The sequence below is a fragment of the Shewanella sp. SG44-2 genome (assembly GCF_014164215.1).
Classification (GTDB): Bacteria; Pseudomonadota; Gammaproteobacteria; order Enterobacterales; family Shewanellaceae; genus Shewanella; species Shewanella frigidimarina.
This window is the reverse complement of the sequence record NZ_JACJEU010000033.1, coordinates 32,213-45,042: the sequence shown is the minus strand read 5'-3', so window position 1 is coordinate 45,042 and position 12,830 is coordinate 32,213. Positions and strand designations below refer to the sequence as shown.

General features: G+C 41.2%; 12 protein-coding genes and 1 tRNA gene. All 13 read left to right on the top strand.

Going from position 1 to position 12,830, the window contains the following annotated elements; translation table 11 throughout:
- Positions 1-74: 74 nt before the first annotated feature.
- The 13 genes from H5181_RS18115 (at position 75) to H5181_RS18055 (ending at position 12,818) form a co-directional block, all read left to right on the top strand.
- Positions 75-150, top strand: a tRNA-Gly gene (locus tag H5181_RS18115).
- Between the two features lie 746 nt (positions 151-896).
- Entirely contained in the window at positions 897-1,352 is a 456-nt protein-coding gene (locus H5181_RS18110; RefSeq protein WP_011638755.1) for a hypothetical protein, read from the top strand.
- Between the two features lie 172 nt (positions 1,353-1,524).
- Positions 1,525-1,983 (top strand): tRNA (adenosine(37)-N6)-threonylcarbamoyltransferase complex ATPase subunit type 1 TsaE, encoded by a 459-nt coding sequence (tsaE, locus tag H5181_RS18105; RefSeq protein WP_102036635.1) that lies wholly within the window; start codon positions 1,525-1,527, stop codon positions 1,981-1,983.
- A 7-nt stretch (positions 1,984-1,990) separates the two neighbouring features.
- Positions 1,991-3,334, top strand: coding sequence for an N-acetylmuramoyl-L-alanine amidase (locus tag H5181_RS18100; RefSeq protein WP_102036636.1), 1,344 nt, complete (start codon positions 1,991-1,993; stop codon positions 3,332-3,334).
- Position 3,335: 1 nt separating this feature from the next.
- Positions 3,336-5,195, top strand: a complete 1,860-nt coding sequence (gene mutL, locus H5181_RS18095) for a DNA mismatch repair endonuclease MutL (RefSeq protein ID WP_182751685.1) — start codon at positions 3,336-3,338, stop codon at positions 5,193-5,195.
- A gap of 1 nt (position 5,196) precedes the next feature.
- Positions 5,197-6,123 carry a tRNA (adenosine(37)-N6)-dimethylallyltransferase MiaA gene (miaA, locus tag H5181_RS18090; RefSeq protein ID WP_182751683.1) on the top strand — a complete coding sequence of 309 codons (927 nt, stop codon included), beginning with the start codon at positions 5,197-5,199 and terminating at the stop codon, positions 6,121-6,123.
- Positions 6,124-6,205: 82 nt separating this feature from the next.
- Positions 6,206-6,463 (top strand): RNA chaperone Hfq, encoded by a 258-nt coding sequence (gene hfq, locus H5181_RS18085; protein WP_011638750.1) that lies wholly within the window; start codon positions 6,206-6,208, stop codon positions 6,461-6,463.
- 20 nt (positions 6,464-6,483) lie between these two features.
- Entirely contained in the window at positions 6,484-7,791 is a 1,308-nt protein-coding gene (gene hflX / locus H5181_RS18080) for a ribosome rescue GTPase HflX (protein ID WP_011638749.1), read from the top strand.
- A 33-nt stretch (positions 7,792-7,824) separates the two neighbouring features.
- Positions 7,825-8,985 carry an FtsH protease activity modulator HflK gene (gene hflK / locus H5181_RS18075; protein ID WP_011638748.1) on the top strand — a complete coding sequence of 387 codons (1,161 nt, stop codon included), beginning with the start codon at positions 7,825-7,827 and terminating at the stop codon, positions 8,983-8,985.
- Positions 8,986-8,987: 2 nt separating this feature from the next.
- Positions 8,988-9,866 carry a protease modulator HflC gene (gene hflC, locus H5181_RS18070; RefSeq protein WP_011638747.1) on the top strand — a complete coding sequence of 293 codons (879 nt, stop codon included), beginning with the start codon at positions 8,988-8,990 and terminating at the stop codon, positions 9,864-9,866.
- Positions 9,867-10,279: 413 nt separating this feature from the next.
- The gene (petA, locus tag H5181_RS18065) at positions 10,280-10,870 is read left to right on the top strand and encodes a ubiquinol-cytochrome c reductase iron-sulfur subunit (RefSeq protein ID WP_011638746.1); all 591 of its coding nucleotides are present in this window, start codon (positions 10,280-10,282) and stop codon (positions 10,868-10,870) included.
- A complete protein-coding gene (locus H5181_RS18060; RefSeq protein ID WP_011638745.1) occupies positions 10,870-12,084 on the top strand; it encodes a cytochrome bc complex cytochrome b subunit in 1,215 nt (404 codons plus the stop codon). The genes petA and H5181_RS18060 overlap by 1 nt, the downstream gene beginning before the upstream one ends.
- Complete coding sequence (locus tag H5181_RS18055) at positions 12,084-12,818, top strand: cytochrome c1 (protein WP_102036265.1); 735 nt, start codon at positions 12,084-12,086, stop codon at positions 12,816-12,818. The genes H5181_RS18060 and H5181_RS18055 overlap by 1 nt, the downstream gene beginning before the upstream one ends.
- Positions 12,819-12,830 lie beyond the last annotated feature (12 nt).

The window sequence follows — 12,830 nt, the reverse complement described above, 5'->3', positions numbered from 1 at the left end:
CGATACCTTGCCAAGGTATAGGTCATCAGTTCGAACCTGATATGTCGCTCCAAATTTCAACATGATTTTGTAATGCGACATTAGCTCAGTTGGTAGAGCGATACCTTGCCAAGGTATAGGTCATCAGTTCGAACCTGATATGTCGCTCCAAATCACTTCCCTAGTTTAAAATACAATATTAGCTCAGTTGCGCTTTTAGAAAATGCGATACCTTTTTTTTTGCCAAGGTATAGGTCATCAGTTCGAACCTCCTTTTTGTTAAAAGAAACGTCGCTCCAAATCAATCTTCTCGTTTCAAACTCTTCGTGCTAAAAATTCCTAGCCAAAAATCTAAGCGTTAAACCTGAATTGATTTTTGATTTGCAACGTTAGCTCAGTTGCGCTTTTAGAAAATGCGATATCTTTTTTGTTTGCCAAGCTAGACGTCATAAAGCGGTCATCCGTTCGAACCACTCTTTACTTATAAAGCAACGTCGCTCCAAATCATTTCCTCTTGTTAAATTCTCCATTAATTACCTTTGTGTCACTAAGCTCAGCTATGTTTTTAGGAAATACGATACCTATCTTTTTCAATCTAGACGTCGTATACGATCATCCGTTCGAACCATTATTGAGAAACGTATAGCTCGATCTACATTTTTAATGGCCATCAATCCGAGTCTAACTCAGCCTGAACCTTATTATTTTAATAAATTTGCACCATTTGTGTTTGAGCAAATCGTTTTGCAATCAACAAATAAGTGATCTAGTACTCACTTCTTCATGGATCTCTAAAGTAAGAGCATATTGGTGAAGTAAAACATGATCTGGTTCAAATCATTTACTGCTGTAATCTTTGATAATCAACTTAAGATAGATTTTCCTAAGAAGTTAGGGCTTTAAACGAGGTGAGTTTTATGCGGATCCAACAACTAAGTGAGCTACTTGATTACGTTGCTAATTGCCATCTCGATATGGAGAAATTATATAAGCGCTTAGATCGTAATGCGGATTCTTCTAGAGTAAAAATGATGTTGACCTATTTTCAACAACATCAAAGACATATTTACGAAACGTTAGAAAGCTATCTTGAAGATGCACCGTCAAGAATATTAAATACTTGGTACAAAGATATTACGTTTGAAGATTTTAGTAAGCGTTGCAATGAAACTTCACTCCCTGCCAATATGAAAGAAGACGAAGTGCTTGAGTTGCATTTAGACCTAGAAAACCGCTTAATCGCTTTACTTGAAAAAACAGCTAATAGTAGTCCAACTGATGAAATTAAAAGTGCATTAATGGACTTAGTCCGTGTTGCACAAACTCAACAAAAACGTTTAGTTCATAGCACAATCCGTATGGATGACATTTAAACGAGGCGTTGAAATTTTAATATAACTTCCTGAAGTGTGATTTTGCCAGCTATTCCCAGTAGCTGGTTTTTTTATTAACAAAAAATAACCACTATAACAGTGGGAGTTCCCCGGTAACTTCTGGTATATTTAGCATTCTTGTATCTCTTTTTTATGGAAGCTGACTTTACACATGACATCGCTGTTTAAAACCCTTGAAAATGAACAAGCTACTGTTGCCCTTGGACAACAAATTGCGCAGTGGATAAAGCCGCCACTCACTATTTATCTTACGGGGGATTTAGGGGCAGGTAAAACAACGTTTAGTCGAGGCATTATTCAAAGTTTAGGTCATCAAGGCGCGGTGAAAAGTCCGACATACACCTTGGTCGAACCCTATGAATTTAATGATATGGATGTATTTCATTTTGACCTATATCGATTAGCCGACCCAGAAGAGCTCGAGTATATGGGTATCCGTGATTATTTTACTGACAGAAGTGTGTGTCTAGTTGAATGGCCTGATAATGGTCATGGATTACTCCCTGAGGCTGACATCCATTTGCATTTGCGTTATAAAGAATCTCAAAGACAAATTGAATTACAAGCTTTATCCCCTGCAGGGCAGGCCATTTTGAATAATATAAAATAAAATAATAATGACTTTAAAAAATACGTTTTTTACCTCTGTAGTATTCATGCTGTTGTTTTTGCAGTCTAATGTGGTTTGGGCTGCCAACCAACTTGATAGCGTGCGCATTTGGGCTGCCCCAGAATCGACGCGAGTCGTATTTGATTTAACCCAAACCCCTAATTATGACAGTTTTACCTTAACCGGCCCTCATCGTTTAGTGGTCGATATTCAAGATACTGGCGCCAAGATTAATTTAGATAAAATAGCTAACAACAGTAAAATTATCAAAAAGATACGTTTTAGCTCTCCACCTAAAAAAGGTGTATTGCGCCTGGTTATGGATTTAACTAAACCGGTAAAATCCAGTCTATTTACTTTGCCTCCTACTGCTCCATATGGGAACCGCCTTGTCGTCGACTTAGAAGATTCTAACGGCGAGTCGCCAACGGTGAATGCGGTTAGTCGCTCTGCTAATCAGTCATCTAGAGACATTGTGGTTGCCATTGATGCTGGACACGGTGGTGAAGACCCAGGATCAATTGGTCCCTCCGGTACTTACGAAAAGCGTGTGGTGATGGAAATAGCAACTCGTTTAGCCAGTAAAATTAATCAAACTGCAGGAATGCGTGCTGTGATGACGAGGCGCGGTGATTATTATATTCATCCCAATAAACGTTCTGAGTTGGCTCGTAATATTAAAGCAGATTTATTGATTTCAATTCATGCAGATGCATTTACTTCTCCTAAGCCTCAGGGCGCTTCGGTTTGGGTATTATCTATGCGCCGTGCAAATACTGAAATTGGTCGTTGGCTTGAGCAAAAAGAGAAGCACTCTGAGCTATTAGGTGGTGCTGGAGAAATTATTCAAAATTCTGATAGCGAGCAATATTTAGCTATGACCCTTTTAGATATGTCGATGAATAGTTCTATGGCGATAAGTAATTCTATTGCTGGCGATGTATTAAAAGATCTCAACGGTGTCACCAAATTACATAAACATAAACCAGAAGCTGCGAGTTTGGCGGTACTTAAATCACCGGACATTCCTTCTATTTTAGTGGAAACCGGTTTTATTTCTAATCCACAAGAAGAGCGTTTACTCAGAAGCCCGGCGCATCAAGAAAAAATAGCACGCGCCATCCATTCGGGGGTGCAACGTTATTTTGCTAGTAATGCGCCCAGCGATACATTGATTGCGAAAGCGCGATCTAGTAGCTCGCAAGCACAAAAGCATAAAGTGCAACGCGGTGAGTCACTGTCTGTTATAGCCCTGCGATATCGCGTTTCTATTTCACGTTTAAAGCAGGCCAATAACTTGAAGTCGGACGTGGTACGTGTTGGTCAACATCTTGTGATCCCAAGGGCTTAATATGGCGATTCAGCTGTTACCTCCTCAACTTGCAAACCAAATCGCAGCCGGTGAGGTCGTTGAACGCCCGGCTTCTGTGGTTAAAGAACTGGTTGAAAACAGCCTTGATGCTGGTGCGACTAGAGTTGATATCGATATCGATAAAGGCGGCAGTAAGCTTATACGTATTCGCGATAATGGTGCGGGTATTGCTAAAGATGAGTTGGCATTAGCGTTATCGCGTCACGCAACCTCAAAAGTACATACGCTCGATGACCTAGAAGCTATTTTAAGCTTTGGTTTTCGGGGGGAGGCCTTGGCCAGTATTAGTTCAGTGTCGCGATTAACATTAACTTCGAAAACCGCTGAGCAATCTGAAGCTTGGCAGGCCTATGCTGAAGGCTCGCAAATGGACGTGAAAGTGACTCCTGCTGCGCATCCACAAGGTTCGACTATTGAAGTGGTGGATTTATTTTTTAATACTCCCGCCAGACGCCGTTTTTTAAAAAGTGATAAAACTGAATTTACTCATATTGATGAGTGGTTAAAACGTATAGCCATTGTTCGTAGCGATATTCATTTTACCCTGACACACAACGCTAAGTTAGTGCGTCAGTATCGTCCTGCAAATACTGACATTCAAACCCAACAACGTTTGGCGCAAATTTGCGGTAGAGCGTTTGCAGATCAAGCATTGAGCATTGCCTGTGAGCATGATGATTTCGTATTAACCGGTTATCTACAGTCGCCACAAGACACTGTTATCACTGACACCAACTTTTTTTATGTCAATGGACGATTAATTAGAGACCGATTGGTTAACCATGCCGTAAAACAAGCTTTTGCTGAATATGGTATTGAGCATCAGCCGGGCTATGTGTTGATGTTATCACTTGACCCACATCAAGTTGATGTCAATGTGCATCCTGCCAAGCATGAAGTGCGGTTTCATCAATCTCGTTATGTACACGACTTTATCCTTCAAGCTGTGCGCTCGGCATTAGTAGAAATGCCAGTACTACCTCTGTCTGATGAATTAGAACATCATGATAATGTTGCCCCAATGCACACAGAATCGAACTTGATGCATGATGTGAAAGTCGTCGATACCGCAGAAGATGAATTTACACTTAATCATGGCTCGAGTAAGGCGATTAACAGCGTTAGCCAATTTGGCTCGATGCATGTCCCTGGAAAGAATAATGGCTTATCTGGAGGTTATTCAGCTGCAATTAAGCCTAGTTATGATAAAAAGCCTTCTAGTGCATCTTCTGCCCAGACGAAAACGGCCATTGCCAATTATGGGCAATTGTTGCATACCCCGATGAATAGCGCGGTATCCTATGTTCATGAGGCAGCCCCTCAAGTTACTATGCCGCCGTTGTTAGCGGGTGAGCATTGGGTTATCTGTAAAGATGATAAGTTGTCATTACTGCCAATAAAAAGCGTGTTATTGGCAGTAAGAAAGAAAGATGTTGAAACCAAATTAGCTAACGGTTTAGTGTCGCAGCCTTTGTTAATGCCTGTGTCTATAGCAGCAGATTTGGATTGGATAGAAACCTTAGCTGCTCGTGATCAATTACTGCGTCAAATGGGTATTGAGCTAACAATTCGCTTCCAACAGTTGATTATTAAAAAAGTGCCCCCATATTTGAGGGAATGCCAACTTGCAATTGTGATTCCAGAGTTACTGCAATGGATACAATTAGAGCAACCTACCCAGAGCGCCATCGTCGGTTGGCTGGCACAACAGAGTTTATCGCAATTTGAGCCAGCTCAAGCTTTATGGCTACAATTTTGTTCACTTGACGATGAAACGCAACAAACTTGCTATGACCAAGAACGCATAATACCTTGGCAAAATTGGATGAAAGATAATTAACGTGAATAGTGTCGATAAGCCGGAAGTGATATTTTTAATGGGGCCTACCGCCTCAGGCAAAACGGCATTAGCCATTGATATGGCGACTCAATATAATTGCGAAATTATCTCAGTGGATTCTGCATTGATATACCGTGATATGAATATTGGGTCTGCTAAACCCAGTGCTGAAGAACTGGAAATGGCTCCGCATAAATTAATTGATATTCTTGACCCTAGCGAAAGTTATTCAGCGGCAGATTTTCGCCGTGATGCATTATTGGCTATAGAAGACATCATTAGCCGTGGTAAGACCCCTTTACTCGTGGGTGGTACCATGATGTACTTTAAGGCATTGTTAGAAGGCTTATCACCATTACCTAGTGCTGATGAAGCCATTAGGCAACAAATATTAGCGCAAGCGCAAACCGAGGGTTGGGAAGCGCTGCATCAAGAATTATGTAACATAGACCCTGTTGCTGGAGAAAGAATTCATCCAAACGATCCACAACGGTTGTCCAGAGCATTAGAGGTTTATCGGATCAGTGGCAAAACAATGACTGAATTGACACAAACTAAGTCAGCCGCTTTGCCGTATGATGTAGTGCAATTTGCTATTGCACCAAACGATCGAAAAGTTTTACATGAGTTAATCGCTAAGCGTTTTAATATCATGTTAGAGCAAGGTTTTATCGAAGAAGTTGCGCGTTTGAAAGCGCGTGATGATTTGCATTTAGAGCTACCATCAATGCGTTGTGTTGGTTACAGACAGTGCTGGCAGTACTTAGATAATGAATTTGATCATGCGACAATGGTCGAAAAAGCTACCGCAGCTACTAGGCAATTGGCTAAACGTCAATTAACATGGTTGAGGAGCTGGCCAGATTTACAGTGGCTTGAAAGTGGTGTAGAAGGGAATTTAGTTACGCTTATGCGACAAAGCCGCTAGCTTATTAGCTGTTGCTGTATAATACTAAAACTAAACAATAAAACTTAATTCAACATATTTTAAAATAAAAAAGGAAATTGAAATGGCTAAGGGGCAATCTTTACAAGACCCATTTTTGAACGCATTGCGTCGAGAGCGTGTACCAGTCTCTATCTATTTAGTGAATGGTATTAAATTACAAGGCCAAGTTGAGTCATTTGATCAATTTGTTATCTTGTTGAAAAATACTGTAAGCCAAATGGTTTACAAACACGCTATTTCAACAGTTGTACCAGCACGCCCATTTAATGTTTCTGCTCACCAGGGTACTGCCCATGGTGAAGAAAGCGATGCTGAATAATTTGAAAAGGAATATAATTTTTGTTTGATCGTTATGAAGCGGGTGAAACAGCTGTATTGGTTCATATAGACTTTTCAGACGAAGAGCGTCGTGAAGATCTAATTGAATTACAGTTGTTAGTTGAATCTGCTGGTGCTCGCTCTGTTGGAGTGATTACTGGCAGCAGACGCTCGCCGGACCGAAAGTTTTTTATTGGTTCCGGCAAAGCAGAAGAACTTGCTGCTATGGTCGCTGCTACTGAAGCCAATGTAGTGATTTTTAATCATGCATTAAGTCCTGCTCAAGAACGTAATCTTGAAGTGGTGTGTCAGTGCCGAGTCTTAGATCGAACTACGTTGATTCTTGATATTTTTGCTCAACGAGCGAGAACTCATGAAGGCAAGATGCAAGTGGAGCTAGCGCAATTGCGCCACATGTCGACACGCCTAATTCGTGGTTGGACTCATTTAGAGCGACAAAAAGGTGGTATCGGGATGCGAGGGCCGGGTGAGACCCAGCTTGAAACAGACCGACGTTTATTACGAGGCCGGATCAAGAATATCAATCGTCGCCTCGACAAAGTAGATAAACAACGCGAGCAAAGCCGACGAGCTCGTAAGCGCAGTGATTTAGCGACTGTGTCTTTAGTAGGTTATACAAATGCGGGTAAATCGACATTATTTAATGCACTAACGTCATCGGATGTTTATGCTGCTGATCAGTTATTTGCAACATTAGATCCGACACTGCGTAAATTATCGTTACCTGATGGTGCGGTCATTTTAGCGGATACAGTTGGGTTTATTCGTCATTTACCTCATGATCTCGTCGCAGCATTTAAAGCCACATTACAAGAAACTCGACAAGCTGAAATTCTTTTGCATGTGGTTGATTGTGCTGATGACAATATGACTGAAAATTTTGACCAAGTACAAAAAGTATTGGAAGAAATTGATGCAGATGAAATCACTCAATTGATTGTATGCAATAAGATAGATTTACTTGAAGATTTCGCGCCTCGTATCGATTACGATGAAGACGGTAAACCTGAGAGGGTTTGGGTCTCTGCGCAAAAACGCATTGGATTTGATTTGCTGCTGAAAGCGATAACCGAATTAATCGGTGAAGTGATTTGCGAGCTTACATTGAAAATACCTGCATCAGCAGGACATTATCTTGGCCAGTTTTATCGACTGGATGCAATACAGCAGAAAGAGTATGACGATCTGGGGAACTGTATTTTATCTGTTCGTTTATCGGACGCCAATTGGCGCCGGTTAGCTAAACAGAGTCAGGGGGAATTAGAGGCATTTATTTTTGAACCTTCAGAAGTAGACGTCACTTGTTAATCTCATTTATTTCATCCAATTATGGAGTGCTAAATGGCTTGGAATGAGCCCGGTAACAAGGGAAACAAAGACCCTTGGGGAAATAAAGGTGGTAACGATAAAGGGCCACCAGATCTTGACGAAGTATTTCGTAACCTATCAAAACGCTTTGGTGGCAAGGGGGGCGGTAGCGCCACTGGTCAGCCATTTAATTCATCTTTACTGATTGTAATTGCCTTGATTGCCTTAGTTATTTGGGCATTGTCTGGCTTATATACGGTCAAAGAAGCTGAGCGTGGAGTGTTACTCCGTTTTGGTCAACACATCGGTGAAGTGAGTTCCGGTTTACATTGGAAAGCCACTTTTATTGACGAAGTGACAATGGTTGATGTGGAAACGTTCCGTTCGATTCCTGCGTCTGGCAGAATGCTGACATCTGATGAAAACATCGTGAATGTTGAACTTGTGGTTCAATACAGCGTATCAGATGCTTATTCATATCTGTACAGTGCTGTTGATGCCAATTCGAGTTTACGTGAAGCGACAGATAGTGCGTTGCGTTATGTCATTGGTCATAATCGTATGGATGACATTTTAACCACTGGTCGTGATGCTATTCGTCGTGACACTTGGACTGAGTTAGAGCGTATTATTGAACCGTATAAACTAGGCTTACAAATTCGTGACGTTAACTTTTTACCAGCTCGTCCTCCTGAAGAAGTCAAAGATGCATTTGATGATGCTATTTCTGCTCAGGAAGATGAACAGCGTTTTATTCGCGAAGCTGAAGCTTATGCTCGTGAAATCGAACCTAAAGCGCGTGGTACTGTCGAACGTATGGCACAACAAGCTAGTGCTTACAAAGAGCGTGAAGTTCTTGAAGCTAGAGGTAAAGTCGCTCGATTTGAGAAGTTATTACCTGAGTATAAAGCTGCTCCAGGTGTAACCCGAAATCGTTTATACATTGATGCGATGCAATCTGTGTTGGCTGATACTAATAAAGTACTTATCGACACTAAGAATAGCGGCAATCTGATGTATTTACCTTTGGATAAGTTGATGGATTCTTCTAAGAGTCTGCGCAATCAAGTAGAACCTGAGGTAGAACGTCACATCAATTCTGTTTCTAGTAGTGGTGTTGATACGCCGATTACTAGCATGCCGACTGATGGTCGTCTCAGCCGCGAAGATCGTATTCGCCAAGGGAGGAACTAACAATGGGTAGATTAGCTCTGATCATTCTCGTGATCATTTTAGGGGTGAGCTTTTCCTCTTTGATGGTGGTAAGCGAAGGTGAACGCGCGATTGTTGCACGTTTCGGTAAAGTGCTGAAAGAAGATGGCGCAACTACTGTTTTTGCACCAGGCCTTCACTTTAAATTGCCTTTGGTAGATAAAGTTCGATATTTGGATTCTCGCATCCAGACATTGGACGGTGCTGCGGATCGTTTTGTGACTTCTGAAAAGAAAGACTTAATGGTCGACTCTTATGTTAAGTGGCGTATTCGTGATTTTGAAAAGTACTATCTTTCTACTAATGGCGGTATTAAAGCCAATGCAGAAAGCTTATTACAAGCCAAGATTAGCAACGATTTACGTACTGAATTTGGTCGTCGCACAATCAAAGAAATTGTTTCAGGTAAGCGTGATGAATTGCAAACCGATGCATTAGAAAATGCTTCTGAAAGTGCCGAGAATCTAGGTATTGAAGTGGTTGATGTGCGTGTAAAGCAAATTAACTTACCTGCTAATGTCAGTACTAGTATTTACCAACGTATGCGTGCTGAACGTCAAGCTGTGGCGAAAGAGCACCGTGCGCAAGGTAAAGAGCAAGCTGAAATTATCCGTGCGACTATTGATGCCAATGTGACAGTAAAGATTGCTGAAGCTGAACGTAAAGCCCTTACCATTCGTGGTGAAGGTGATGCATTAGCGGCAAAGATTTATGCTGATACCTACAGTAAAGATGCTGAGTTTTATAGTTTTTTACGTAGCTTAGAAGCGTACAAAGACAGTTTTGCCGGTAAAAATGACATTATGGTGTTAGAGCCAGAAGGTGATTTCTTCAAGTACATGAAATCATCAAACGGTAAATAATACCCGCGTATGTTTTTGCATTAAAAAGCTCGGTTTTTACCGAGCTTTTTTGTGCCTGTAATATAATGTTTTTAGTATGAATTCTGTTTCCCCAAAAGTGGTCGCAAATCACATTAATGCATCTTTCCGATGTCTTTTATTATTTATGATTAATAATTTATTGTTTTAAATGTATTTATAAGACTTTTTACAGCTAATTAAGCTGCTGCTAATTGTTATAACATGACTGATTTGTAAGCGTTTTTGAAAAAAATGTTAATATCCTCATCTTAGATGTGTGTTTTCACTATGATCTGGTTCTAATTTTTCGCTATAATGAGCACCGCCTCAAACTATGATTTTAGCGTTTCACCATTTATGGTCGCTAAAGTATTGAAATATAAAAATTCCAACACCCTCTGGGAGATAAGTGGATGAGCAATGCGCCAGTCGATACCGGACGTCGCAGATTCCTGACAGCCGCAACCGCCGTAGTAGGTGGTGCTGGTGCCGTCGCTGTAGCGGTTCCTTTCATCAAGTCATGGAATCCGAGCGCCAAGGCGAAAGCTGCAGGTGCGCCGGTCGAAGTAAATATTAGTAAAGTAGAACCAGGTCAGTTAATTCGTGTCGAATGGCGCGGAAAACCGGTTTGGGTCGTTCGTCGTACAGAAGCTGTGCTAAATAATCTTAAAACATTAGACAGCAAATTACGCGATCCTGCTTCAGAAGAAATGCAGCAACCAGAATATGCAACTAACCCTGCGCGTTCTATTAAGCCTGAATTTTTTATTGCAGTCGGTATCTGTACTCACTTAGGTTGTTCACCAACTTATCTGCCTGATTCATTCGGTGAGCAGGTTGAAGGTGTAACTTCTGGTTTCTTCTGTCCTTGTCATGGTTCTAAATTTGACATGGCTGGTCGTGTATTCCAGGGTGTTCCAGCACCACTAAACTTAGTGATCCCACCGCACAAATATGTCGATGATGCCAACGTTATCATCGGTGTAGATACAGGAGCGGCGTAATGGTTAAGAATATTATTGATTGGATTGATGCTCGCATCCCAATGACGGCTACATACAACCGTCATGTTGGACAGTATGCGACACCAAAGAATTTTAACTTTTGGTATTTCTTTGGTTCATTAGCGCTATTAGTTTTAGTTAACCAATTACTAACTGGTATTTGGTTAACCATGAATTACGTACCAACAGCAGAAGGCGCGTTCGCTTCTGTTGAGTACATCATGCGTGATGTTGATTACGGTTGGTTGCTACGTTACATGCACTCTACAGGTGCATCGGCATTTTTCTTTGTCATCTATATGCACATGTTCCGTGGGTTAATTTACGGTTCTTATCAAAAACCAAGAGAGCTATTATGGCTGTTTGGTATGTTGATATTCCTTGTGCTGATGGCTGAAGCATTTATGGGTTACTTACTACCTTGGGGACAAATGTCTTACTGGGGTGCGCAGGTGATTATCTCTTTGTTTGGTGCCATTCCTGTTATTGGTGATGACCTAACATTGTGGATCCGTGGTGATTACGTTATTTCAGGTGCAACACTAAACCGTTTCTTCGCATTGCACGTTATTGCGCTACCACTTGTATTGGTTGTATTGGTGTTCTTACACCTAATCGCCTTACATGAAGTGGGCTCGAATAACCCTGATGGTGTTGAAATTAAAAAGAACAAAGATGAGAACGGATGGCCTATTGATGGTATTCCATTCCACCCTTACTACACTGTAAAAGATATTATGGGTGTCGCTGGGTTCTTAATCGTGTTCTGTTATGTGTTGTTCTTCATGCCTGAAGGCGGTGGATATTTCCTTGAAAAGCCAAACTTTGAAGCGGCTAATCCAATGAAAACACCTGAACACATTGCGCCAGTTTGGTACTTCACACCTTTTTATGCCATTTTACGTGCTATCCCTGATAAATTAGTGGGCGTTATTGGTATGGGTCTGTCAATTGCAGTGTTATTCCTACTGCCTTGGCTTGATCGTTGTAAAGTGAAGTCTATTCGCTATCGCAGCATGATCCACAAGATCAACATTGCACAATTTACTGTGTCGTTCATTATTTTAGGATATTTAGGTGTAGTTCCTGCAACGCCTGAGCTAACTATTGCGGCACGTGTATTCACTTTCACTTACTTTGCTTTCTTCGTAGCCTTATGGGTTTACAGTAAGAATGAGAAAACAAAAGAAGTCCCAACGAGGGTGACACACTAATGAAAAAGTTATTAATTGCATTAGTTACATTGCTGCCATCTCTCGCAATGGCAGCAAGTGGACATAGTGTTCACTTAGAAAGTGCTAACGTTGACTTGCATGATAAAGCGTCATTAGAGCGTGGTTTGGATTCATTCCAACACTATTGCTCTGGTTGTCACAGCACTCAATACCAACGCTACGAGCGTGTTGCAACTGATTTAGGCATCTCTAACGATGATATGCGTAACAAGTACATGTTCACTGGTGCAAAAATCGGTGATTTAATGGAAAACGCTATTCCTACTCCAGATGCCGCTAAATGGTTTGGTGCAGCGCCTCCTGATTTAACGTTGGTTGCTCGTGTTCGTGGTGCTGATTGGGTATTTTCATACCTAAAAGGTTTCTACGCAGATGAGACTCGTCCATTTGGTGTGAACAACACAGTGTTCCCATCAGTGGGTATGCCACATGTTTTACAAGACTTACAAGGTCTTGCTACTGTTACGAAAGATGAAGCTGGTAATGCATCTCTTGTAAAAGATAAAGATGGTAATCTTGTTACCACAGGAGGCAAATTGACGGCAGAAGAATACGACCAAGTCGTTCGTGATATCACGGGTTTCTTAGTTTATTCAGCTGAACCAGTTCAGTTAGAGCGTGAAGCTTTAGGTTGGTGGGTACTTGGATTCTTGTTTATTTTCTTCATCATTGCTTATTTGTTGAAGAAAGAATACTGGAAAGATGTGCACTAGCCATCAATAACG